Origin of the sequence: Reichenbachiella faecimaris, from assembly GCF_900176375.1 — a bacterium.
GTDB lineage: Bacteria > Bacteroidota > Bacteroidia > Cytophagales > Cyclobacteriaceae > Reichenbachiella > Reichenbachiella faecimaris.
Genome location: NZ_FWYF01000005.1, coordinates 16,423 through 42,921, shown reverse-complemented (window position 1 = coordinate 42,921; position 26,499 = coordinate 16,423). Strand labels below are relative to the sequence as shown.

21 protein-coding genes are annotated in these 26,499 nt (G+C 40.1%); 9 read left to right on the top strand and 12 right to left on the bottom strand.

All coding sequences use genetic code 11. The annotated features are described in order from the left end of the window. Complete coding sequence (locus tag B9A58_RS18975) at positions 1–753, top strand: succinate dehydrogenase/fumarate reductase iron-sulfur subunit (protein WP_084374465.1); 753 nt, start codon at positions 1–3, stop codon at positions 751–753. Between the two features lie 53 nt (positions 754–806). Here the strand turns inward: B9A58_RS18975 and B9A58_RS18970 are convergent, their stop codons facing one another. Further along, entirely contained in the window at positions 807–1,103 is a 297-nt protein-coding gene (locus B9A58_RS18970; RefSeq protein WP_139793984.1) for a hypothetical protein, read from the bottom strand. A 116-nt stretch (positions 1,104–1,219) separates the two neighbouring features. Between B9A58_RS18970 and B9A58_RS18965 the strand changes: the two genes are divergently transcribed. Beyond that, a complete protein-coding gene (locus B9A58_RS18965; protein WP_176214847.1) occupies positions 1,220–2,224 on the top strand; it encodes a glycosyltransferase family 2 protein in 1,005 nt (334 codons plus the stop codon). Positions 2,225–2,540: 316 nt separating this feature from the next. Then, positions 2,541–6,755 carry a DNA polymerase III subunit alpha gene (gene dnaE, locus B9A58_RS18960; protein ID WP_084374462.1) on the top strand — a complete coding sequence of 1,405 codons (4,215 nt, stop codon included), beginning with the start codon at positions 2,541–2,543 and terminating at the stop codon, positions 6,753–6,755. Between the two features lie 91 nt (positions 6,756–6,846). Here dnaE and B9A58_RS18955 read toward each other — a convergent pair whose 3' ends face one another. Then, a complete protein-coding gene (locus tag B9A58_RS18955) occupies positions 6,847–8,556 on the bottom strand; it encodes a Na/Pi cotransporter family protein (RefSeq protein WP_084374461.1) in 1,710 nt (569 codons plus the stop codon). 181 nt (positions 8,557–8,737) lie between these two features. On the opposite strand from B9A58_RS18955, the gene B9A58_RS18950 reads away from it, so the two are divergent. Further along, the gene (locus B9A58_RS18950; protein ID WP_084374460.1) at positions 8,738–9,847 is read left to right on the top strand and encodes a Na/Pi symporter; all 1,110 of its coding nucleotides are present in this window, start codon (positions 8,738–8,740) and stop codon (positions 9,845–9,847) included. 116 nt (positions 9,848–9,963) lie between these two features. Then, positions 9,964–11,157 (top strand): porin, encoded by a 1,194-nt coding sequence (locus tag B9A58_RS18945; protein ID WP_084374459.1) that lies wholly within the window; start codon positions 9,964–9,966, stop codon positions 11,155–11,157. Between the two features lie 59 nt (positions 11,158–11,216). Here B9A58_RS18945 and B9A58_RS18940 read toward each other — a convergent pair whose 3' ends face one another. The 6 genes from B9A58_RS18940 to B9A58_RS18915 form a co-directional block, all read right to left on the bottom strand. Beyond that, entirely contained in the window at positions 11,217–12,008 is a 792-nt protein-coding gene (locus B9A58_RS18940) for an XRE family transcriptional regulator (protein ID WP_084374805.1), read from the bottom strand. 52 nt (positions 12,009–12,060) lie between these two features. Further along, entirely contained in the window at positions 12,061–12,342 is a 282-nt protein-coding gene (locus B9A58_RS18935; RefSeq protein ID WP_139793983.1) for a hypothetical protein, read from the bottom strand. A gap of 139 nt (positions 12,343–12,481) precedes the next feature. Beyond that, positions 12,482–13,699 carry a DEAD/DEAH box helicase gene (locus B9A58_RS18930; RefSeq protein WP_084374457.1) on the bottom strand — a complete coding sequence of 406 codons (1,218 nt, stop codon included), beginning with the start codon at positions 13,697–13,699 and terminating at the stop codon, positions 12,482–12,484. Positions 13,700–13,733: 34 nt separating this feature from the next. Then, a complete protein-coding gene (locus tag B9A58_RS18925) occupies positions 13,734–15,572 on the bottom strand; it encodes a M1 family metallopeptidase (protein WP_084374456.1) in 1,839 nt (612 codons plus the stop codon). 135 nt (positions 15,573–15,707) lie between these two features. Then, on the bottom strand, positions 15,708–16,367 hold the full coding sequence (locus tag B9A58_RS18920) for an alpha/beta hydrolase (protein WP_084374455.1): 660 nt from the start codon (positions 16,365–16,367) through the stop codon (positions 15,708–15,710). Further along, positions 16,367–17,539, bottom strand: coding sequence for a PQQ-dependent sugar dehydrogenase (locus B9A58_RS18915; RefSeq protein ID WP_084374454.1), 1,173 nt, complete (start codon positions 17,537–17,539; stop codon positions 16,367–16,369). The genes B9A58_RS18920 and B9A58_RS18915 overlap by 1 nt, the downstream gene beginning before the upstream one ends. Positions 17,540–17,640: 101 nt before the next feature. Here B9A58_RS18915 and B9A58_RS18910 point away from each other — a divergent pair, with 101 nt between their 5' ends. The 4 genes from B9A58_RS18910 to B9A58_RS18895 all read left to right on the top strand — a co-directional run bounded on the left by B9A58_RS18910 (position 17,641) and on the right by B9A58_RS18895 (position 22,558). Beyond that, positions 17,641–19,554, top strand: coding sequence for an ABC-F family ATP-binding cassette domain-containing protein (locus tag B9A58_RS18910; protein WP_084374453.1), 1,914 nt, complete (start codon positions 17,641–17,643; stop codon positions 19,552–19,554). A gap of 94 nt (positions 19,555–19,648) precedes the next feature. Further along, positions 19,649–20,539, top strand: a complete 891-nt coding sequence (locus B9A58_RS18905) for a hypothetical protein (RefSeq protein ID WP_084374452.1) — start codon at positions 19,649–19,651, stop codon at positions 20,537–20,539. Positions 20,540–20,583: 44 nt separating this feature from the next. Next, positions 20,584–21,291 (top strand): hypothetical protein, encoded by a 708-nt coding sequence (locus B9A58_RS18900; RefSeq protein ID WP_084374451.1) that lies wholly within the window; start codon positions 20,584–20,586, stop codon positions 21,289–21,291. A gap of 259 nt (positions 21,292–21,550) precedes the next feature. Then, positions 21,551–22,558, top strand: coding sequence for an SAM-dependent methyltransferase (locus B9A58_RS18895; RefSeq protein WP_084374450.1), 1,008 nt, complete (start codon positions 21,551–21,553; stop codon positions 22,556–22,558). A gap of 161 nt (positions 22,559–22,719) precedes the next feature. Here B9A58_RS18895 and B9A58_RS18890 read toward each other — a convergent pair whose 3' ends face one another. The 4 genes from B9A58_RS18890 to B9A58_RS18875 form a co-directional block, all read right to left on the bottom strand. Further along, positions 22,720–23,397: a hypothetical protein gene (locus B9A58_RS18890; RefSeq protein WP_084374449.1), complete on the bottom strand. Its 678-nt coding sequence runs from the start codon at positions 23,395–23,397 to the stop codon at positions 22,720–22,722. Between the two features lie 62 nt (positions 23,398–23,459). Then, positions 23,460–24,269: a tRNA pseudouridine synthase A gene (locus tag B9A58_RS18885; protein ID WP_245827120.1), complete on the bottom strand. Its 810-nt coding sequence runs from the start codon at positions 24,267–24,269 to the stop codon at positions 23,460–23,462. Between the two features lie 34 nt (positions 24,270–24,303). Next, positions 24,304–25,362: a sugar phosphate isomerase/epimerase family protein gene (locus B9A58_RS18880; RefSeq protein WP_084374447.1), complete on the bottom strand. Its 1,059-nt coding sequence runs from the start codon at positions 25,360–25,362 to the stop codon at positions 24,304–24,306. Position 25,363: 1 nt separating this feature from the next. Beyond that, a complete protein-coding gene (locus B9A58_RS18875) occupies positions 25,364–26,497 on the bottom strand; it encodes a Gfo/Idh/MocA family protein (RefSeq protein ID WP_084374446.1) in 1,134 nt (377 codons plus the stop codon). Positions 26,498–26,499: the final 2 nt, after the last annotated feature.

The following is a 26,499-nucleotide window of genomic DNA, read 5'->3' as shown; positions in this document are numbered from 1 at the left end:
ATGAATCTGAAATTAAAAATCTGGAGACAGAAAAACGCTAAAGATCAAGGTGCTTTCGAATCATATAATGTTTCGGACGTATCACCAGACATGTCATTTCTTGAAATGCTGGATGTATTGAATGAAGACCTTTCAAGAGAAGGAAAAGATCCCGTACATTTCGATCACGACTGTAGAGAAGGTATCTGTGGCATGTGCTCTTTGTACATCAATGGCAAACCTCACGGACCAAAGGATGCTGTAACCACTTGTCAATTGCACATGAGATCGTTCAAAGACGGCGACATTATAGTGATTGAGCCTTGGAGAGCAGCCGCATTCCCTGTGCAGAAGGATTTGGTAGTAGACAGGAGCTCGTTTGACAGAATCATCCAAGCAGGTGGTTATGTAAATGTGAACACAGGTGGTGTGCCAGATGCCAATGAAATTGCCATACCTAAAGTAATTGCTGATGAAGCTATGGATGCGGCACAGTGTATTGGTTGTGGTGCTTGTGTGGCGGCATGTAAAAATGCTTCTGCCATGCTTTTCACAGCAGCTAAAGTCTCTCAATTGGCTCTTTTACCACAAGGACAAGTAGAGCGTCAAAGTAGAGTGGAAAATATGGTAGCACAGATGGAGGAAGAAGGTTTTGGTAACTGTACCAATACACAAGCTTGTGAGGCCGTTTGTCCAAAGGAAATCAGTGTGACGCACATTGCACGATTGAACAGAGAATATTTGGCTGCAAAGGCTTCTTCTGATAACGTATAAAAAAAGGAAATTAAATAAAGAAACCGCCCTCAGGCGGTTTCTTTATTTTCAGGCTAATCTAAATCCAGTGATGATATTAATTTAATAATTGCTCCAGTTATCACACATATTACGCCGTAAGTATAGTCACCAGCGAGTATTTCATCTTGACCGAAGTTAATTATCCAGTCTCCTACTGGTAATATCTTATTCAAAAAATAGGCAACAATCAATATTCCTATAAAGGCAGATCCAATAGTTTCTATAAGGTGTCCAAAAATTTTGATTTTTTTATCCTCTGCGAATGTAGTTCGCCAGAGTGCAGTAAAAAGGAGTAAAAGGAACACAAAAAAGATGAATGCCATATACATATCTAGGGAAGGTTTATTATACACATATTTCGATAGTACATTAAATTAAACATTTCTCTACTAAATATTGTCGATTTCATTCATCAACAACAATCCATCTTAGATTAGAAAACATTTTGAGCCGCTCTTTTATCTCCATCATCCTTCCCTACTTCAATGCAAAACAAACGTTAGCTAGATCCATTCAAAGTGTACTACAACAAACGCTCATTGATTTCGAATTGATCCTTATCAATAATAATTCAACTGATAATAGTCTTGAAATAGCCTCTCATTTCGCTACTCAAGATTCACGAATCCAACTTCTATCAGAAAATCAACAAGGTGTAGTTTTTGCTGCCAACACAGGGATAAAAGCTGCTAGCGGAAAATACATCGCCCGTATGGATGCTGACGACGTGGCTCATCCAGAAAGACTGGAAAGACAACTCCATCATCTCGAATCCAATCCAGAAATTTCCATTTCTGCCACTCAAGTCAACTATCAAACTGAGCACCAAGAACTGCACGACTTTTCTCACTTTGTTGACTGGAACAATGAGCTCAATTCTTGGGGCGATATTTATCAAAATCGTTTTGTTGAATTTCCATTGGTCAATCCCACCCTCATGTTTCGCCAATCAACATTCGACAGTGCAGGCTATTTAGATGAAGGTGATTTCCCAGAAGACTACGAATGGTTTCTACGAGCGATAGAAAAGGGTCATAAAATTGAAAAGCTTCCCGTTCGTCTCCTCGATTGGTACGACAGCTCTTCAAGACTCACCAGAACAGATAGGCGCTACGCCAATGAAGCCTTCTTTGCAATCAAAACCAATTATTTAGCAAGACACTTATTAAGCCTCAGCCAAAATAAAGTCTGGATTTGGGGAGCAGGTAAACTTGGGTATAAACGAAGCCAACTTTTGTTGAATCATGGAGTTGAAATCAGAGGTTATATAGACATCAAAAAGGGCAAACAATTAGGTAACTATCCCTGTGTACATTTTAAAGACATTGAGCTTAAATCACAGCCTTTTATTATCAGCTATATTACAAATAGAGATCGTAGAGATGAGGTACGGGCATTTCTTGATCAAAAAGGGTACAAAGAGGGTTTGAATTATATCATTGCTGGGTAAATCAAGTTAGCTGTCAGGCCGAGCGAAACGCCACCCAGCCAATCGACGTCTTGCTGCTAGTTGAAGTCAGACGTTACGACACAGCTAGATGTAACAGCCTTTTGAAATGGATCTCATATCTATGAATATGTGGAAAACTTCCCTCCTTTCAGCATCGTTTATCCATGCAAAATTTCTAGTTTTAAAGTCCGATTCCTGAATCCTTTTTTTAATTGTCTGTCATTTCGACCAAAGGGAGAAATCTACCTTATCGGCAGTCGCTCTATTAAGATTTCTCGCTACCGCTCGAAATGACAAAGCGAATAGATTAACACATATGTACCTAATATTTGATACCGAAACCACTGGCTTACCTAAGAATTACAATGCGCCATTGGAAGACTTGGACAACTGGCCCAGACTGGTACAATTGGCTTGGCAAGTACATGCGAACGATGGCTCGCTCATAAGTGACAAAAACTATATCGTAAAGCCAGAAGGTTATACCATCCCCTTCAACGCTCAGAAAATTCACGGCATATCAACCAAAAGAGCAGAAGAGGAAGGGCATGATCTAAATGAAGTACTGAGCATATTCTCTGAGGATCTCACCAGTATCAAAGCAGTTATTGGCCACAATGTAGAGTTCGATCTCAATATCGTAGGTGCAGAATACCTTAGAAAAGAGCGAAACAATGACTTGGCAACTGTCGACTCCATTGACACCAAGGACGAGTCTACGGAATTTGTAGCTATTCCAGGTCGCGGTGGTAAATTCAAATGGCCCACACTGACCGAACTCCATACCAAATTGTTTGGGATTGGCTTCGATGATGCGCACGATGCTGCCTACGACGTAGATGCTACAGCCAAATGTTTCTTTGGCTTGCTCACAGAAGGAGTTATTTCTCCTTTAGATGATACGGCTAAGGAGCATATAAAATATGAAGCCCCAGATTTGGCAGCAGCCAATTTTGCCGTAAAGGATAAAGACCAAGGGATAAACATTGATACAGAAGCAGCAAAAGCTATTGATGCGCCATTCTGCCACTTACACGTCCATTCTCAATTTTCTGTTTTACAAGCTACCCCTAAAATCAAACCACTGATCGCTAAGGCGAAAGAGCTAGGTATGCCGGCAGTTGGCCTTACAGACTTGGGTAATATGTATGGTGGTTATCATTTTGTTGAAGGCGCCATCAAAGAAGGCATCAAACCTATTTTAGGTCAGGAATTCTTCCTTTCTGAAGAAAGGAAAACACTCAAGTTCACCAAGGACAATCCGGATCGAATGACCCGAATAGTTTTAATGGCCAAAAACAAAAAAGGCTATCACAATCTGGCCAAACTTTCTTCACTTGGCCACATGGAGGGGCTTTACGGATTCTACCCCAGAATTGACAAGGAACTTATCACTCAGTATAAAGATGACCTGATCTGTCTGACTGGTGGACTGATGTGTGAAATACCTTCACTAGCACTCAATCAAGGCGAAGAACAAGCAGAGAACGCGCTACTATGGTGGAAAGAGCAGTTTGGTGATGATTTGTACATAGAGCTCAACCGTCATGGTCTAGATGAAGAAAATCACCTGAATGAAATACTACAGGGCTTTTCAAAAAAACATGCCATTAAGATGATTGCCTCCAACCATGTGCATTATCTGGACAGGGATGAATCCAAGGCCCATGATGTATTACTTTGCATCAAAGATGGCAAGAGCATCAATGACGAGGTTGGACGCGGACGAGCCTATCGCGATGCGCTACCCAATGATCAATACTACTTCAAAACGCAAGAGGAAATGAAAGCCCTCTTTGCCGATATTCCAGAAGCCATTGAGAATATAAAAGTATTAATAGACTCTGTCGAGGAATATAGACTTTCCAGAGATGTACTACTGCCTGCTTTCGACATACCAGAAGAATTTAAAGACCCAAAAGACAAAGAAGATGCTGGCAAACGTGGTGAAAACAACTTCTTACGCCATCTAACCTACGAAGGCGCCAAAAAGCGCTATGGTGAGATTACTGAAGAAATTACTGAAAGACTCGATTTTGAATTAAAGACCATTGAAAATTCAGGTTATCCTGGTTATTTCTTAATTGTTCAAGATTTTACAACTAAGTCAAGAGAAATGGGTGTGTCCGTAGGCCCTGGCCGTGGATCAGCAGCAGGCTCAGCCGTTGCTTATTGTATTGGTATCACGAATGTTGACCCTATCGCCTACGATCTACTTTTTGAACGTTTCTTGAATCCTGATCGTGTATCACTTCCTGATATTGATATCGATTTTGACGACGAAGGTCGTGACAAAGTCATCCAATATGTGATTGAGAAATACGGCCAAACCCAAGTGGCCCAAATTATTACTTATGGTACCATGGCAGCCAAATCTTCTATTCGTGATTCTGGTCGAGTCATGGAACTGCCACTCCCCGAAACCGATTCCATTGCTAAACTGATTCCAGAAAGACCAGGAATCAGTTTGGAAAAAGCGTTCAAAGAAGTAAAAGAACTTCAGTCCATGGAAAGCGGTCATGGATTGAAATCAGAAGTGATCCAACAAGCCAGAGTCCTGGAAGGCTCGGTCAGAAATACAGGTATTCATGCCTGTGGCGTGATCATAACACCCAGTGACATCACCATGCATGTGCCTGTGGGCGTGGCAAAAGATTCAGATCTTTTAGTCACACAATTCGACAACAGCGTGGTGGAAAGTGCAGGTATGTTGAAAATGGACTTCTTGGGTCTAAAAACCCTGTCCATAATCAAGACGGCTTGCGCCAATGTGAAGAAACGTCATGGTATTGAGATTAATCCTGACGATATTCCGCTTGACGATAAAAAAACCTATGAACTCTATCAGCGTGGGGAAACCAATGGCACTTTCCAGTTCGAGTCTCCAGGTATGCAGAAGCATTTGCGTTCGCTGAAACCAGATAGATTTGAAGACCTGATTGCCATGAACGCCCTCTATCGTCCCGGGCCAATGGAGTACATCCCTAACTTTATTGCCCGAAAAATGGGTACTGAGGAGATCGTCTATGATCTCAAGGGAATGGAAGAATACTTAGCGGAAACGTATGGTATTACCGTCTATCAGGAGCAAGTGATGAGACTTTCCCAGAAGTTGGCAGGCTTTACCAAAGGTGAAGCTGATATGCTTCGTAAGGCCATGGGTAAGAAAATACAGGCCATTCTAGATCAGCTCAAACCTAAGTTTGTAGAAGGCTGTCTAGAGCGAGGTCATGATGAAAAGATGGTGCAAAAAGTCTGGAAGGACTGGGAAGCATTTGCTGCTTATGCTTTCAACAAATCTCACTCTACCTGTTACTCTGTAGTAGCCTATCACACGGCTTACCTCAAAGCCCACTACCCTGCCGAATACATGGCGGCTGTGCTTACGCACAATCAAAACAACATTGAAAAAGTAAGCTTCTTTATGGAGGAGTGTCGTGTAAGGAAAATCCCAGTGCTTGGCCCTGATGTGAATGAGTCTGGCGTATTTTTTCAGGTGAATGACGAAGGCAAGATACGATTCGGAATGGGTGCCATCAAAGGAGCAGGTGAAGCTGCTGCCATTTCCATCATAGAGGAGCGCGAAGAAAATGGAAAGTTCAAAGACTTCTTCGACTTTGTAACTCGAATCAACTTAAGGTCAGTCAATAAAAAAACACTAGAAGCATTAGCTCAATCTGGAGGTTTTGATTGCTTCGAGGTCTACCATAGAAGACAATATTTGATCACGGATGACGGCGAACCTAGCCTGATCGAAAAGGCCATCAAATACGCCAATAAAATGGAGCAGGAAGAAGCCAGTGCTCAAGCTTCCTTGTTTGGAGGTGAATCAGGTGTATCTGTACCCACACCAACAGTCTCTGACGTAGAACCCTTCAGCGAATTAGAAAAGCTAAGAATAGAAAAAGAAGTAGTGGGGCTTTACATCTCTGGGCATCCTTTGGATCAGTTTAAATTCGAAATAGACCAATTCACCAATACCTCAATCAAAGAATTGAATGCTGACCTGTCTGAGCTTCAGAAAAAAGGAAGTATAAAAATTGCTGGCCAGGTATCGGCAGTTGGCCATAGGGTCACCAAAACAGGTAAACCTTTTGGCACAATCACTTTAGAGGATTTCACTGATTCATTTACCTTCTTTTTATTTTCTGATGACTATGTGAAGTTCAAAGAGTACTTCGAAACAGGCTGGTTTCTCTATTTTCAATGTGCAGTACAAAACCGCTGGAAGGGGGAAGAATTGGAACTCAAAGTGAAGTCCATGGATCTTCTAACGGAAATCCGAGGTGAGAAAACAAAAGGCCTTAATTTGAGAATTAAGCTTCAAGATGTCAATGACGGGTTGATCAATGAAATCAAAAAATTAACATCAGAGTATGCTGGCAGCAGTTTACTCAAACTAGACATCGTGGATGAAGAAGAAAACATGCAGGTAAATTTACTCTCCAGAAAAGTTAAGATTGAGCCTGACAATGGATTGCTGGATAAGTTGGAAGCCATGGATGAGATTCAGTATAAGGTAATTGCATAATCTTTGAATTAAGGTCTAAAAATCTGTAAAAGCAATAAGGCCCGATCACATCAGTGATGTGATCGGGCCTTATTAATTACGTCTGAGACAATTAAGATATCGACACGTGCTCCTCAATTCCAACAATACTTTCTGTCACGTTGATGATATGATCACCAATTCGTTCACAACCGAAAATGATATCTCGATAAACGATTCCTGTTTGCACGTCATAGTGATTCTCTTCCACACTTTTCCAATGTTTCTTACTCAACTCTTTCTTAAGCTTATTAATAGCTGTTTCCTTTGACATCGCGCCCTCTAGTTCCACCTCAGAATATTCAGATTTCAAATTGGCATGCATCACTACTAGTGATTCATCCACTAGTCCAAATATTTTTTTGATATTAAGCACTTGACCCTCGGTAAACGTTAAATTATGCCTGTTTTTTCTATTGATTTCGCGAGACATCCGCATGAATATATCTGCAGTTCTTTCAAGGTCACTTGTAATACTCATAATTGCTCGAATCTCCTCAGAAGTAGCAGTACTTAACCTTCCTTCTGAAACTTTCACCAAGTAATCGTCAATTTCCATCTCTAATTCATCTGTTCGATCCTCATACTTGGAGATCTTTTCAGTCAATTGCTCAATTCTTTTACTATCATCTGATTCGATTAGTTCTTGGACGAATTTGCTCATTTTCACTACGTGCTTACTGAATTTAGCCACTTCCTTCCTAGCTTCCATCAGAGACAATTCCGCCGTTCTCATCAATTGTGTACCAATGAATTCCAAATGGAACTCTTCATCTTCATCGACCTTGGATGAAATCATTTTGGTCACTATTTGCTCTATTTGAGGAACAAACCAAATCATAATTAAGGTATTGATGATGTTAAAACTTGTATGAAAAGTAATCAGGCCCCAATTAATAGATTCTGTTTCATTGAGTGGAGACCCCCAACCCATGTAGACCATTACAGAATCTATCGCTCCAATATAAAAATAGAAAATCAACAGCATCCAAACGACCCCAAATACATTGAACATGAAATGAGAAAGGGCTGCACGTTTAGCATGTACATTTCCTACCAATGCCGCCAAGTTTGCAGTTATGGTTGTTCCAATATTTTCACCAAGCACAATACCTGCAGCCATATCAAAGGGAATCCATCCATTATGACACATAATTAAGGTTATGGTCATAGCTGCACTCGATGATTGAACGACAACCGTTAGAATCGTACCTATTAATACTGATATAATTACTGATAAGAAGCCAAGATTGTTAATATCAGCTATCCATTCCAAGATTTCTGGGTTGTGCTTCAAATCTGGTACAGCGCCTTTCAATTCGCTCAATCCCATAAATAGAAGTGCGAAACCAATTAGAAACTCTCCCCAATATTTCAGTTCAACTTTCTTAGCGAACATCAAAGGAAAACCTATGGCAATGATGGGTAGTGTGTAGTGCGAAATACTAAATTTTGAGAACCCAAATACCAAGATCAATACGCCAGTAATAGTCGTACCAATATTGGCACCCATAATCACGCCAATTGCCTGCCTGAGTTTAAGCAGACCAGCGTTTACAAAGCTCACAACCATTACAGTAGTAGCTGAAGAAGACTGTATAATGGCGGTAGTCAAAAAGCCTGTAAAAACACCACTTACTCTATTTGAAGTAATGATACTCATGACAGATCTCAAAGAATCCCCCGCTACCTTCTGAATAGACTCACTCATTACTTTCATTCCATAAATGAAGAAACCGAGCGCTCCTATTAGTTTTAAAATGTCTAAAATTCCGTATTCCACGAGATCGTTATTTTATTTTTCTGAATTGATTTTAAAATGCTTGCAAAGCTATAAATATTAAAGAAGTTCAATTTTAAATAAATGTTAAGGATAAACCCAAAAGTCATCAATATACCTTCGATATGTTAACAATTTAGTAATATATAAAAAGGCAAACTACTCTAATTTTGCAGCCGGAATTATGGAAGGTAATACAAAACAAAAACAACTTAATGTAACCCAATTCATTCTGAGCATTTCTATTGCTCTTTTTGTTTTTTTATGGTCATTAGATTTGATGACCAGTACATTTCATGTTATCGGCAATGAGACCGTAATTAAAGTACTTTCAATCACCTCCAATCCATTCATAAGCCTCTTCATTGGCTTGTTTATTACCGCTGTGATTCAGAGCAGCTCGACTAGCACCTCACTGATCGTGGCAGTTGTAGCTTCAGGTGGCATGACTTTGGAAAATGCAGTTCCCATGATTATGGGAGCCAACATAGGCACTACACTGACAAGCACTATCGTATCACTAAGCTATATTACAGACAATAAGGAATTTAAAAATGCCATTGCCACAGGTGTAATGCACGATTTTTTCAATATTATGACTGTGATAATACTATTCCCACTGGAATATTACTATCACCTACTATCTAAACTATCGATTTCCGTAGCTTCTATTTTCAATCTATCCTCCCTCCCAACAAAAACTGGTCAAGACTCTAGTGACGGATTATTTGATATTATGAATGGGTTTCTTACTGATTCCATAAATAATAAAGTCGTATTGGTTCTATTGTCTTGCATTGCACTATTTGCGTCAATTAAGATCATTTCAAAAATAATTTCAAAGCGAATGATCGGAGCCTCAGACGAAAAATTTCAAGAAGTGTTTTTTAAGAACACTCTAAATTCTTTCGGTCTGGGAACCATGCTAACTGCTGGCATTCAATCTAGCTCCATTACCACTTCGATCATTGTTCCACTGGGCGCAACAGGCAAAATACACCTTGGTAAAATTTTCCCCTACATCGTAGGAGCCAATATTGGCACTACCATTACAGCTCTAATCGCAGCATTTAATAAATCAGAAGCTGCGGTAAGTATAGCACTGGTTCACTTTCTATTCAATTTGATTGGGACTCTCATCTTTTTATTTATCCCCTATCTCAAACGACTTCCAGTTCAATATGCTCGAAAATTTGGCATGATGACTATGCAGTACAAGGTCATTGGTTTCTTCTATATCCTTTTCGTATTCTTCATTTTGCCCTTGGCTTTGATCTTCTTAAACAAACTGTAACCAAAGCTCAAGCGCATATTTTTTCTTTAGTTAACAATTACTTAACATTAAAGTAATTTCACTTTAACCTGTTGCCATAGCAAGCAACATATCTTCGCGGCTTATATTCAGAAAATATGAGATTTATTTACATCACTTTAGCTTTGGCTACCTGTGCCGTCATGGCTCAAGCTCAATCCTTCGACGGCAGTAAAATGGGGAAAGGTATTCGTTTTATGGCCAAGGACTCCTCGTTTAGTATGCAGTGGAACAATAGGTTTCAAACGCAGTACATAGGAGCGCAAGATTTAGAAACAGATGAGTTTGCAGATGCATTTACTATTCGTAGGTTTAGACTCAAATTCAAAGGTCATCTGTATCATCCAAACATCAATTACAAAATAGAGTTGGCTCTGTCCAACCGTGATCAAGGTGACTTCTTTGCTGAACACAATGGTGCAGCCAGTATTGTGTTAGATGCAGTATTGAAATGGAAGTTTCATCCTGGATGGCAACTTTGGGTTGGGCAAACCAAACTCCCAGGCAACAGAGAGCGTGTCATATCCTCAGGAGCCTTGCAAATGGTGGATCGGAGTAGATTGAACAGCAGATTCAATATTGATCGTGACAAGGGGCTATGGCTACACCATGAGCACAAAGTGGGCAATGTAGTTTTTAGACAGATTATTGCTCTTACCAAGGGAGAAGGAAGAAACATTACAGAGTCGCTTGAGGCTGGATATGATTATACTTTCAGAGGTGAGATTTTGCCTTTTGGGAAATTTACAAATAAGGGGGATTATTTCGGAGAGGACTTAGCCAGAGAGCAATCTCCAAAACTCTCGATTGGTGCTACCTATGATCACAATTTTGGAACCTCTAGGCAACGTGGACAACTTGGCAGATTCATCTATGAGTCGACTGATGAAGACAGTAACTTTATTCACAGTGACCTCGCCACCATATTTGTAGATATGATGTTCAAATACAACGGATTTAGCGTGATGTCAGAATACGCACACAAGAGAGTGGCAGATGGGGCATTAGGAGGATTCACGACCAGTGGAAGTGAAATATACTTCTATACAGGGCAGGCTTTCAATGTTCAGGCCGGCTACCTGTTCAAAAACAATATGTCTGTAGATCTGAGATTTACTGATGTACAACCAGAACGTGCTGAAATTGACGATGTAGAAAGAAGATATGAAATTGGTTTTGGCAAGTATATCGTAGGACACACACTCAAATTACAAGGAAGTGTGGCTTATAGCGACAGGGATGTGAAAATTGATGCAATGATTTACTCTGCACAGTTGGAAATAGGCTTCTAAAGCAAGTCCTTGAAAAAAAAATCACCCCATAAGGAAGCAAATCTTCTTTATGGGGTATTTTATTTGGAGTCCTTGAGTTTGATGATTTCGTTTTGCAAGTTTTTGACAATGCCAGATAGTTCCTCCATAGATAAATCATTCTTACCATTGGCGTCTGGGAAATCTATGCTGATGAATGCCTTTGATTCCCATACCTCTATGATGTCCTTGGCATCCACCTGATAAGGGGCGTAAGATTTATTGTCAGAAACGAGAAACAGTTTACCATTCTCCTCCACATAGTTGAACACCCTCTTATAAACCACCCCTTCCTCTTTACTCAAAAGCACATAGGTTTTTCCATTTTTGATATTTGATATATTCTCAATGTACTCACCTATGATGACAGTTCCAGGCTGTAATGGCAGCATAGAATCTCCTGAAATCTCAAACGCTCGATAAGTCGCACTTTTGGGCAACATGGGTAGTTGAAATTTGGGCATGCTTTCTATATAGGTAGGATCCGCATAGCCATTCATATATCCAGCAGAGGCCTTCTGTGGAATGAGTTCAATATTTTCGTTATCATCCTTATCTACTGTGATCGCCAGTACTCTTGCAGCTCCTTCATCTTGCTCATGCAGTTCGTCGTCAGACAGTTCACTCACTACTTTGCTAATCAAAGTATCAACACTGACATTAAACACTTCAGACATACGCAGCAAATTATTCAGACGTGGGTCTGCTCTACCCTCCTCGTACGCCCCTACCAGAGACCTCTTGATCCCAATGGCTTCAGCAAAAGTCTCTTGCGTATATCCGAACTTCTTTCTTAAGAACTTAATGTTGTCGTTTACCTTAGCTACTTCCATGTTCAATTTTAAATTGATAACAAACTTAACAGAACCTTTCTTTATTCCAATATCAGGCATCAAATAGCACCATACCCGTGTCGCTCGTGGCGTGTTTGCCAATCGAGTACAAGTTGATATGATGAAAATTTTCGCGGTTTTTTAGTTGATCCAGTTTTTTGATGATCTTTTCTACTACATGTTTTAAGGTCTCTCCTGAATCCGCCAGTACATACCCATACATCTTTTTTGTTTTTTGAACAGATGCATGAAATTTCACCTGGCATTTTCCTGACTTTAATTTCTTAGACGTCAGCTTCAATCTGTATTCACCTCCTACAGTATACGTTTTCATTACTAAATATTTTATCATTAAATTAATTAAACCTATTAATTGATCAATTAATTAGCGCTAATGACAATAAAATTAGTATTATAAAACTTACCAGCAAAATTAATTACTAATTATTTTAGTATATTAATGAAAATGACCATTATCTTTTATTGAAACGTCCCTTGCCTTGACTGTTGCCATTTCTTCTGGGCTTGGCTGCTCGGAATTTAGGATTGTATGCCGGCCCCTCTCCTATGTGCTCTGGAATCTTGATTTTCTGTACTTCTTTACCTATCAATTCCTCAATATTGGAAAAATTATACATGTCTTCTTCATTCACGAATGTGAAGGCTACACCATTGGCATCTGCCCTACCTGTACGGCCAATTCTATGCACATAGTCAGCTGCGTCACCTGGTACATTGTAATTAATGACCATGTCAATACCTTTGATATCTATCCCTCTACTCATGACATCTGTAGCCACAAGTACATTGATTTTCTTATTGATAAAGTCTTGAAGAACTGATTCTCGTTTGGACTGCTCAAGGCCAGAATGGATAGGTGCAGCATTAATGCCTAGTTTGCTGATTTCTCTGGCAATCTTATCCACCTCGCTTTTTCTGGATAAGAAAACAATGACACTGTCCATCTTCTTGGCAGAGAAAATGTGCTTGATCAGTTCGGGTTTCTGTCCATCATAAATCATAAATGCTCCCTGCAAAATGTTTTCTGAGGGTTTGGAAATTGCAATGTTGATTTCTTCTGGTTCATTCAGAATCTCTTTAGCCAACTTCCTGATTTTTGGTGGCATGGTAGCTGAAAACATCAAACGTTGACAATCTTGAGGGATGAACTTCATGATTTTTTTCAGATCATCGTAAAAACCCATATCGAGCATTCGATCGGCTTCATCCAAAATAAAGTGCTTCACCTTGGACAAGTCCACATACTCTTGATTGAGATGTGCAATCATCCTACCTGGAGTAGCAATAATGATATTAGCTCCTTTGAGTAAGGCCTTCTTTTGTACATCCCAGCTCATGCCGTCACCACCACCATAGACTGCTAAAGAACTAGTTTCTACGAAATAGCCCAAACCTTGAATCTGCTGATCGATTTGAACTGCTAATTCTCTGGTAGGCACCACTACCAGCGCATCTATACTCCCATGATCTGATTGATCGTGAATCTGCTGCATAGTAGGAAGTAAAAAAGCAGCTGTTTTACCTGTACCTGTTTGTGCGCAGGCTATGAGGTCTTTGTTTTCTAAAATGATGGGAATAGCTTTCTCCTGGATAGGAGTAGTATTTTCAAAACCCATGGCGTCCACTCCATCTAATACTGGAGGGTGAATACCAACTTCTTTAAATTTCAAATTTATTATTCTTATTTGATCGTTCCCAAATCTACTAGTTATTCTCCAGTTTGTCGGACTTCCCCTTAATTTCTAACTCACTATTACGATTTGGGTACTCATTATTATCATAATTTATATCTATCATACGACGTGATGGATCAATCTCTATGGACTTAATTTCGTCTTCTTCAATGTCAATTACGAACGAATAATAAGGGTTGACCCATTTCCATGGTGTCATCAATGTTTCATTTTGGGATAGTTCCCTATGACCTCTCATCATCCCTAAAGGGATGTAATATTGCTGTATAGTTCCATCCTTCTTAGTAAGCACCACATCCAGAGGCATGGGCATAAGACCCATTCTTTCCATTGATATCTCTACACCTGCTTTTACAGTATTCACATTTGATATGGCATAATCAATGGTCTTTGTGGTTTTCACCCAGTAGTCAAAAAACCAACTCAATTCCAGTCCGCTTTCCTTCTCCATAATCACCTCAAAATCTACTGCATTAGGATGTTTGAATTTCCAGGTATCATAATAGCGCAACATGGCTCTATCGAATACTGCTCTGCCCATGATGTATTCCAAATTTTGCAAGGCTAATGCACCTTTGCCATAAGCAGCCATACCATAAGCACGATGGTTCTCAAAATGATCTGCATGAGTGGTAAGAGGCTCTTCCTTTCCAGATTCAACTACACCTTTGTAATATCTATAGTAGCCAGACATTGGTTTTCTTGATTCATAATTTTCATCAAACAAGTAGCTCATGGTCATTTCGTCATAGTACTGATCAAAGCCTTCATCCATCCAATAGAGATAACTTTCGTTTGTACCCAAGACCAACTGATACCAGCTATGAATAATTTCGTGAACAGCAGTTCCTACAAGCGACTTCAAAGACTTATGCCCGATCATCAGAGTAGCCATAGGATACTCCATGCCGCCATCTCCTCCCTGTATAATTTTGTAAACTGGGTATGGATATTTCCCGCACTTTGATTCTATAAAAGGCACAGCCTTTTTCATGTATTCACCCAATTGCTGCCATTGCTCTTTTAAAGTATCTGTCTGGTAGTAAATATGAACATCTAGCCCCTCTCTAATATTTACCACATCATGCGTATAGTCTGGATCAGCACCCCAGGCAAAATCATGAACATTTTCAGCCAAGTACCTGTGAGCGGTCTTTTTATCATTCTTTGATACTTCCGTACTCTGTAAAACTCCTGAAGCCCCTACCACATAATCGCTGTCTATATTGATCGTGACATCATAGTCTCCCCAGGGGCTATAAAACTCTCTGGCGATATAATCGTGCGGATGCCAACCAGAATAATCGTACTCGGCAATTTTAGGAAACCACTGTCCCATAGAATACCTGATGCCCTCAGCATTGTCCCTACCATTCCTTCTGATTTGGATAGGCACCTGACTTTCAAACTCCATGTCAAACACTACAGTCTCTCCAGGCAAAATGGGTGAAGAGAGCCGAGCCGTCATAATGGTACCATCAACTGATGTATTCACATTTTTCCCGTTTTGCTTGAAGCTTTTAATTTTATGATAACCAATTTCATCTGCTTCTAATTTGAAGATTCTATCATTTACTCCCCTTCGAGCATCAGTATGCGTTCTACTACGCACGTCCATCATACTTCCAGGCTGGAAAGCATTGAAATAAAGATGATAGAACACTTTGTCTAGTGTATCAGGGGAGTTATTATAATATTTGAGTTTTTGAAAACCCGTAAATTGATTGGTTTCTACATCCATATCAATATTCATTTTATACTCCACTTGCTGCTGCCATCTATCCGGCTGTGCAAGAGCTGTAAATCCCAAAATCACTAAACTCAATCCAAGTATTCCCCTTGTCAACATATTTCCTTTCTTTATTTATATTCAACTCGCAATTTAATCACAACGTTTGGAGGCAGACAGGATTTTGTGATGGATAGAGATATGACGTGGTTGGCGGTGATTTTAATTCAAGACTTGAAATTCAATGTTCAAAATTTAAGACTTGATTGCTGAAGACAAACAGGAAGCCAGCACCTCTCGTTTGACTTCATGAATGCCGTCGAACACAATGATTTCAGGCTTCAAGCCAATGGTAGCTTCCATTTTATCCACTTCAGGTTGGTAGTTTTTGTCCAAAGCATAAAATTCATCATTGGAGCCAATGACCACCTTTAGATTCGCGTTTGAGCTAACATGATTGAAATCTCCAGGTTCTAATTCAGGGGGAAATCCCCCTGCCCATAATACTAAGGTTTTAAAATTGATTTTTGAATAGGCCGCCATACGGCTCATCATGGACACTCCTTGAGAAAATCCCATCAAATGCACATTAAAATTACTAAGGGATTTGCCTCCAAATAACTCATTGATTACCGCATCAAAATAAGACTTCTGATTTTGCATATCCGTTTCTCGCCCTTCTTTGGTCATCCAACTGGCGCCTACATTTTTTTGATCTGGAAGATAAAATTTGGACAGCCCTTGCAGCGCAATGACAAAATATTTTTCTGAATCAAATACATCGAATCGTCTGATAAAATATTTACCCAGTTGGCCATAACCTGGGCAAGCTATCCATATATCAGTGGTCTTATCAGTCAATTCGTTGAGTGTGTAATAAGGTGCCGAAAAACTAAAATCAATGTGATGTTCCATCAATCGGCTGAGTAAGTAATTCGATAAATCACACCTGCTCGATCATCAGAGACCAGCATGGCGCCGTCTGGCATGACGAGCACATCTACAGGGCGCCCAAAAGCCTCTTGTGCCTCTTCGTCTAGCCATCCATAAACAAACGGTTCATAACCAGAAGCTTTACCATCCACCATTTTTATACGCATGATACGATAGCCAATCTTACTACTTCTATTCCAAGAGCCATGTTCTGCAATGAAAATATCATTTTTATATTCTTCAGGAAACATATTGCCTGTATAAAATTTCAACCCAAGTGGTGCCACATGTGGTCCCAATTTTTGCGCTGGTGCTGTAAAATCTGTACAACTGTATTCACCTCCATGCGTAGGATCAGCAATATCTCCCCCATGACAATATGGATACCCAAAGTGCATGCCTGCTTTGGGTGCATGATTCAATTCACAGGGTGGCATGTCGTCTCCCATCAAATCACGCCCATTGTCTGTAAACCACATTTCTTTGGTTTCCGGATGCCAGGTGAAACCCACAGTATTTCTCACCCCATTAGCAAATATCTCAAACGCTGAACCGTCCTTATTCATTCGTGTAATAGAAGCATAAATCTCTTTCTTACTTTCACAGATATTGCAAGGTGCGCCTACTGGTACATAGAGTTTGTCATCAGGGCCAAAAGCTATATACTTCCAACCGTGGTGCTTATCGCTTGGAAATTCATCTGAGATAAGCACAGGTTTTTTTATCTTGTTTAGATTAGATTCTATATCTACAAACTTCCAGATTTTGTTGATCTCAGCCACATATAGGTCCCCATCATTGAAGGCGACACCATTTGGTGTATTCATGTTTTCTGCAATAATGTATTTCGTATCTGCGACATGATCTCCATTAGTATCTTCCAGCGCATATACTTTGTCATCTTGTCTTGTACCCACGTATAATACCCCACTCGGGCTCAGTGTCATGGATCGTGCATTTGGAACATTATCTGAGTAAAGACTGATTGAAAAGCCATCTGGCAGCTTGATTTTCTTCAAAGCCTCAGTCAATGTCGCGTCTTCCAAAGATTCTTCCACTTCTGTGGCGGGGTTATCACTCTTTGGAGTTGATTCACATTGATAAAATGAAAAAGCACTGAGGATCAGCAGAACTAATAATTGAAAATAGCGCATATTTCTCTAATGAATTGTTCATCTAAAATTACATGGGATGATACCCAATATCAAATGTTCTGAGAGTTTTAATTGCTTATGATCCTTTGCATATTTGCGGCATGATTTCAATCAATAATTTATCGTACTACCTGGGCAGCAGAGCCCTCTTTGAGAATGCTTCCCTTCACATCAAACCAAAAGATAAAATTGGACTAATTGGACTTAACGGTACGGGCAAATCGACTTTGTTGAAATTGATCACTGGTCAGCTCCAAAAAGACAGTGGTGACATCAGTATGGCTAAGGAATGTACGATTGGGTTCTTGAATCAGGACCTTCTCTCCTTTCAATCAGATGAATCTATTTTATCTGTGGCCATGGAAGCATTTGCGGATGTGATAGCTATTCAGCACAAGATCGACAAAGTGCTTAAAAAGATGGAAACCGCCTATGAAGATAAACTGGTAGATAAGCTGACTCGCTTGCAAGATGAATTTGAAGCCAATGAAGGATATGTTTTGCAAAGTAAAGCCGAAGAGGTTTTAGAGGGGATAGGGTTTAATACGGCCGATCTGCAACGTCCATTAAAAGAATTTTCTGGAGGTTGGAGAATGAGAGTCATTCTGGCCAAGATGCTCTTAGAGAAACCTTCTATCCTCATGCTGGATGAACCCACCAACCACTTGGATTTACCTTCCATTCAATGGATTGAAAACTATCTCAAAACGTACGAAGGAGCCGTAATTGTAGTATCTCACGATAGACAGTTTTTAAATAATACGGTAAATAAAATAGTCGAAGTCAGCAATCAAGACTTGATTTCTTACCCTGGAAACTATTCTAACTATCTGGAAGAAAAGGAATTAAGAAACGAACTGCAAAAAAATGCTTTTGAAAATCAACAAGCCAAAATCCGTCAGACGGAACGTTTTGTGGAGCGGTTTCGTGCCAAGGCGACCAAGGCTCGTCAGGTGCAGTCCAGAGTAAAAGCTTTGGATCGAATGGATCGTGTGGAAGATGTGATTCAAGACAATGCAGCAGTCAACTTCAAATTCAATTTCAATAAGCAATCCGGACGACACGTGTGTACGCTGGAAGATGTATCTAAATCCTATCCTGAAATTGACATTCTCAAGAAGGCCAGTGCACATATCGAACGGGGGGACAAAATAGCACTGATAGGCGCAAATGGGAAAGGCAAGTCTACTGTACTCAGAATCATAGATGGTGATGAAAAAATCGAGGGTAAAGCCAAAATGGGTTTCAATGTAAACCCTTCTTTTTATGCCCAGCACCAGTTGGAGTCATTGAACGTAGAAAACGACCTTTTGGAAGAATTGAAGCAGTTTGGCTCAGGAAAGTCTGAACAAGAGCTCCGTGGGGTTTTGGGTTGTTTTTTGTTTTCTGATGAAGATGTATTCAAAAAAATCAAAGTGCTTTCTGGTGGGGAAAAATCCAGAGTAGCCTTGGCGAAGACCTTAATTTCTGAGGCTAACTTCCTGCTACTTGATGAGCCTACCAATCACCTGGATATTCAATCAGTCAATATATTGATTCAGGCATTGCAGCAGTACCAAGGGTCTTTCATCCTTGTCTCTCACGATAGGTATTTCGTAACACAAGTTGCCAATAAAATCTGGTGGATTGAGGATCATCAAATCAAGGAATACTTAGGCACTTATGAAGAATACACTTACTGGTGTGACAAAAACAATAAACCCAAAGACACTTTCAAACCGACTGTAGTCAAAGAGGATAAGCCTAAAAAGGAAAAGAAACAAAAAGAAATAGACATTGATCAAAAGGAACTTTCAAGGCTCAAAAAAGAGCTCAGCAAAGTAGAAGCAGAACTGGAAAAACTCGAAGCAGAGAAAACGAAGCTCGAAGCCGACTTGGCCGATCCCGCAAACTTCAATGATGCCGAAAAAATTGCCAAGATCAACCAATCCTATGAGACCAATGGTGAATCTCTAAAAATGAAAGATCAAGCCTGGGAGCAACTGGTTGAGCAGATTGAGGAACTGGAAGGTTAATCAATCTGGTACTTGCCTTATTGATCTTTATTGAAAGATCATTTAGTTCTCCCAGTCATTTACTACTTTTAAACCTTAAAATTCCCTTTAAGCCATGAAACATATACCAGCACTGTTCACTATTCTTATTGTTGTCGTATTCACCTATAGCTGTGGTAGCGGATCAAACTCGGAAGATAGAAAAAATATAGATCAAATGCTCGCTGATAAAGCTGAGACAAAAACCATTCATGATATAGATCAATTACTCAAGGATCTGCCCACGCCCTCACTTGTTCCATTCACGCTCAAGTCAGTGAATGCCGGATTTGACAATGATCTCATCAATAATCTGGACAATGTTGAAAAATATAAAGGCAATTCTGACAAAATGGCCATGAATATGGGCGTGTTTGCTTCTGATGTTAGCTATTTAGCAGCATACGGCTTAGAAGATCAATGCTTAAATTATCTCAAGATGTCGCACAACATGGCAAAAGTGCTTGGTGATTCCACCATCTACGACGATACTCATTTGGAAAACTGGATGGGTCATATCAAGAATCAAAATCAGCAGGAGATATCTAAACTGCTAAGCGAACTTTTTATTACTACCAGTATCCAAATGGAAGAAGGCCACCACCTCAACATGGCAGGATTGGCACTCGCAGGCAGTTTTATTGAAGGTTTATATCAGGCGGTCGTTACGATAGACAAGTATTCGCCTACAGAAAAAAATGAAGAGTTGTTAAGACCTTTGGTCAAAGTAGTATTAGATCAGGAGCCAGCTTTGAAGGAAGTCATTCAGGTGTTAAATGACTTGCCAAACGACGATGCCATAAGTACGATTGTGACGGAATTACAAATCCTGGATATACTCTTTAAAGGAGGACTTAAAGAAATCGATGAGAAAATGAAAGCTGATCCAAACTTTAAGATCAAAAAGCACATGCTTGTTGATATTGATCTTGAAATTAAACGAATTCGACAGTGGATCGTGGAATAATTCAGAGCAACTCCTCTCTTCATCTACAGTAAGTCTAATTGAAAATGAAAGACATCATGAGCAAGTATGCCTTTGAGGTCATTGTGATATTCATTGGTATTACATCTTCTTTTCTATTCGAAGAATGGCGACAAAATCAAGAGAAGGATGACAAGACTATTGAAATCATGCAGTCAATGGTAATAGAGCTTGAGCGAAATCATGAGTTTATATTAGAGGTAGACATCAGCTACTTAGAAATAGATTCAGCTATTCAAAAATTTCTATACTCTGGTGAAATTCAAAGAGAGGAAGTAATTGACCTGTCATACGATTTGATGGAAAATATTTCGAATTATAGATTGAAGAGTATCTCCTCTTTTATTCATGGGTTTTCTTCGGCAGATCATTTGCTCATCCTCAATCGAAATAAAAAGATACTACAATATCTAAGCTACATGGAAAGTCTTTTGGCTGAACATGAAATCTACACTAATGACATTGGCGAATATTCCACCTCAAACCTTTGGCCAATTATGTGCAATTATGGCCTAGTTGATGAGCTCATTTATGATTATGAAGAATTAGAAAAATTGAATTACGCTCCACTCGTAGCAAAAAAATTCGATGACATTACATCTGATCAGAAACTGATTAATCACCTCAAATGGTCACAGCTAAAAACCAGAAGATTGATGGAGATTAATCAAGCTATTCATCGACAAATTAAATATACCATCAGAGAGCTCAATAAAGCCATAGAAAAAGGTTAATAGTCAACGTTACAAATGATTAGTCAAGGACTAGGCTTAATTAGAATTGAAAAAATTTAGCACCATTAGCTTAACCAATAGTGCTACGTGATACCTGATTTATCTAGCCGATTTCACAGGTACAATACATGATTCCAAACTTTCTCTATGAAATCTAGATATTAATAAAAAATCCTTATGCCAATCACTACATTATAAATTCTCCTTGCTTTTAGCTAAATTCAGATAACATAAATCATCATCTAAACTTCTGAATACCATGAGCATAGCACCAGAACAACTAAAAAATGAAGAACTCAACCCCGAACATCTAAGTGACAAATGGCTTGGATCTAGCGTAAGTGAACGTGACGGTCAGGCATGGGATAAGAAAAAGGAAATGGATTTCACTTATTCCAACATTGATAAGTTCATCACCACAAGCCTAGGAGAAAATACACATTTCAGCAATGCACTCTATGAAGGCGACTTTTCCCTCACACTCGATGAGGCACAAATGAGAAAGTATGAAATGGTAGTTGATCAATTGGGCATCAAAAAAGGAAGCCGTGTGCTTGATCTAGGCTGTGGATGGGGCGGCTGGCTCAAGTATCTTAGAGACACAGTGGGCGCTGAAGCCATTGGGGTAAACCTATCTGACAGTCAAGTCGCAGCTTGCCGCAGAGCAGGCTTAGAAGCCTATATCAAAGATGCCAGATATGTAAAACCTGAAGACTATGGCCTATTTGATGCAGTAACAGCTTTTGGAAGCTTCGAGCATGTGTCTTCAGTGAAAGTATATCTGGATGGAAAGCAAGAAGAAGTGTATGAAGACTACTTTAAGCATATCTATGATCTTTTGCCTCAAGGTGGGCGTTTCTATATGCAAAGCATGACATTCGAGAAAAACATGATCCCATTTGACGAGATAGACATCAATGCACCAAAAGATTCGAATAGCTACTTCATCGCCCTATTGCTCAAGCACAATCCAGATTCTTGGGTACCCTATGGCAAGGAGCAAATAGTAAAAACGGCGTCTTCCTACTTCAATGAAGTCTATTACACAGATGGCAGATTGGACTATGTAAAAACCAACAGAGAATGGACCAAACTATTTTACAAGTTCAGCTGGGAGAAATATCTATGGTTTGCTTCACTGATCCCAAAACTATTTACCGACAAAGAATTTCGTCACCAGCTGGCTGTACTCAGAGTAAGACCCAACCGTGTTTGTTTCGAGCGTGAAATCATGGGCCATGCTAGATTGGTGTTTGAAAAGAAATAGTAGTTTAAACCTATAAGGTTTTGAAAGCCTTATGGGTTTCTGATAAGATGAATAATGAAAGGAATATCCTCATTGGAACCACAGGGTTAATATGATATAGTCAATCATGCCGTAGAACCCGAAAACAATGGCTACTTTATTTCTCATAAAAATATCTATACCTACTTCTTCTCCAGCGGCTTGTCCATTTTCATGACAATGGATTTGAAGATTTCCCAGGCACGATAAAATTTATAATGAATTTTGAAATCTGAATCTTCTACCAGATTCTTCTGTGCATAAAAAAGCATCAGGCTGTTGAGTTTAGCATAAAGCTCCTCTCCCAGTCTGGTTCTTTTGGTAAATCCAAAAGGCACAAAGCCCATCATAGCGACTTGCTTACCTCCCATTGGCTCTACATAATGTTCTTCTACCAAGCCTAATCCCTCCAATCTGTCGAGAATATCTTCAATAGAACTCCCAAATAGTGAAGCATACTCAAAAATTGGGTCTTCGAGTTTTTTACGAGTGGTATAAAACAGCATGGAATTGAGCATTTCGAGCATGCCTTCAAGTGCCTCAGCACGATTGCTCCATCGTGTACGATGATGTGTAGTCAAAGAGTCCAGCGACATCTCCAAGAAAATCTTCATGTCCTCTTCAGAGATATTCACATTTTCTACAATATAAGCCAGGATTGGCACCCACATATATGCCTGCTTAGAAGTATAGAGCAATTCAGTACTAGGTTCCTGTTCGCCTTCTGGCGGCAAATAAGGAGTGGTCATACAGAGCAAACCATACTCATCCACCTTCAAGATGGCTTCGTTTCGCTCGTTTATCAATTGTTCTAGACTCATTATTTACTTCTATTCTTTGCGTGGGCGGTCAATAATACAAAATATTCCCTAGTTATCAAATCCTATTTTTTGAACTTCATTTGATGCAACATCAATCCGGAAGCTGGTGCAATATAATACTCAGGTGAATCTGAGGGATTATCCAGTGACTGCTGAATGTCGGACAAACTGATTTCATGTTTACCCAATCTAAACAATCGACCCATAAACAAACGTATTTGGTTGCGCATAAAGCCCATGCCCTTCACTCGATAAACAAAACTCTGTTCGGGAAAGAAGTTAGCCGTCCAGATCTCATTCTCAATAATTTCACTGCAAGTGATTTCCCGTTCAAACTGAGTCCCTTCATTGGGTTTGTAGCAATACTCTTGAAAGTTGTGGACACCTTGAAAAAGCCTCGCGCCTTCCATCATCAATTCGACATCCAGCGCTTCGCGGATATAGGTAATGTATGGTGCTGCAAAAGGATGATTTTTCTCGCCAAAAGAAAACAAATACAAGTACTCCTTTTCTTTTGCATGCTGGATTACATTAAACTTCTTATCAACCTTTTTTATGTTTATAGCTCGAATATCAGCAGGCAAGTTTTCATTGAAATCGGCCATGAGTGCCTCCAGGTCTTCAGGATGCTCCAGAAATAATTCGAAAGCAGCTTGAGTTGCTGAAACCATAGCATCCGTTCGACTGGCGCCCAGTATTTTGAAGGGCTTATCAGCCAAAATATATTTGAGGGTGCGTTCGATCATTTCCTGAACAGTCTTCACCCCAGGCTGACGCTGCCAGCCATGATATCGAAAACCTAAATATTGAACTTCTATCAGATAGAAATGATTGGCTTGCATATAATTGAGACCTTTTCTTATTAGCTGCAAAGCTAGCAAGAATGAAATCAGATGAAATACATCCTTACTTTTTCAATCCTAATATTTGATTCAGCTTTACTTGATCTATCTCACCTCCTGCAAAATCGTCAAAAGCTTTCTGAGTCACTTCTATAATATGGTCAGCTATAAATGGCGCTCCTTCCCTTGCCCCCTGTTCTGCAGACTTGATACAACATTCCCATTCCAACACTGCCCATCCATCATATCCGTATTGACTCAGTTTGCTGAAAATCTGCTTAAAATCCACCTGGCCATCTCCCAATGATCTGAATCTTCCAGGACGATCCACCCAGTCCTGATAGCCGCCATATACGCCTGATTTTCCATTGGGATGGAATTCAGCATCCTTGACATGAAACATACGAATATGCTCATGATAGATATCTATAAACTGTAAATAATCCATTTGCTGTAAAACGAAATGACTGGGGTCGTACAAGATTTTTGCACTTGGATGGTGATTGGTCATCTCCAGAAATCGCTCAAAAGTAACGCCGTCATGCAAGTCTTCTCCTGGGTGCAATTCGTAGCATACTTCAACCCCCAAGTCTTTGCAATGATCCAAGATAGGCACCCATCTCTTGGCCAATTCCTCAAATCCAGCCTTGACTAGCCCCTTGGGTCGCTGTGGCCATGGGTACATGGTGTGAAAGAGCAAGGAGCCAGAAAAAGAACCCATCACATGCAAGCCTAAATGATGGCTGGCCTTGGCAGCAGCTCTCATCTGACTAACAGCCCATTCTGATCTTGCCACAGGGTTGTTATGCCATTCAGAAGGAGCAAAAGTATCAAACATGGTATCATAGGCTGGATGAGAAGCCACCAGTTGACCCAGTAGATGGGTCGCCAACTCTGATATTTCCAAACCAGCTTCACTAACAATACCTTTGATTTCATCACAATACGACTTGCTTTCTGCTGCTTTCTCTATGTCAATGACTCGCTTGTCCCACGCGGGAATTTGCACAGCTTTATAGCCCATGGCTGCTGACCACCTGCAAATGTCTTTCAGATTGTTGAAGGGTGCTTCTTCTCCTAAAAATTGCGCTAAAAATATTGCAGGTCCTTTGATTGTTTTCATATTAGAGATTTATCCAGACGTTTCCGTCACGGTTTGATTGCACTACTTTTTCTATGAACTGCATGCCTCTGACCCCATCCTGCACTGTTGGATATTCTCCTTCAAAAGCTTGCTCCTCGCGAATAGCTTTGGCCATGCCTTTATAGATATTACCCATAGCATCAAAAATTCCTTCTGGGTGTCCTGGAGCCATTTTAGTACTATCCATGGTCAGTTGAGCATTATAGGGATTTCCAGGCTTGAATACTTGAAGTGGTTTCCCCTCTTTCAGCAATGTGAGCACTGTTGGGTGCTCTTGACACCACTTCAGTCCCCCATCTTTTCCGTAGACCTGAATCGTCAGATTGTTCTCCTCACCAGTAGCAATCTGACTGGATCGGATCACGCCTTTGGCCTTTCCCATGCGAATGAGTACCGTTCCATCTACATCCAAGTTGTTGTCTTCATAGAGATAATTCAGATCTGACAGCAGTCTATCCACCTGCAGCCCAGTAGTATATTCGGCTAAGTTGAACGCGTGCAAACCTATATCTCCCATGCAGCAAGAAACTCCTGACTTGGCAGGATCTAATCGCCACACTGATTTTCTCTTTTCTTTTTCATGAATGAATGGATTGATCCATCCTTGATAATATTGGACATCTACACGCTGGATTTCCCCAATTTCACCGTCAGCAATCATGGTTTTCATTTGACGCACCATGGGGTAACCCGTATAAGTATGTGTCAGGCAAAAATGTCTGTCAGTCTGCTGGACAAGCTCTTGCAATTCTTCTGCTTCAGCAGCCGTCATGGTCATGGGCTTTTCACAAATCACATGAAAGCCTCCTTCCAGCAGGCTTTTAGCCATAGGGTAATGAAGAAAGTTTGGTGTGACAATAGATACCACTTCCATTCGTTCTGACTTAGGTAGTTTATTTTCCTCTTTGATCAATGCCTCTACACTAGCATAAACCCGATCTGTGTCCAATTCAAGTGCTTTGGCAAAAGCTACTCCCCGATCATAATCTACATCAAAAGCTCCTCCAACTAATTCATATCGCTCGCCCATATAGGCTGCTATACGATGTGCAATGCCAATAAAAGCACCCTGCCCGCCTCCGAGCATTCCCCATTTTATTCTACCTTTATTCATCT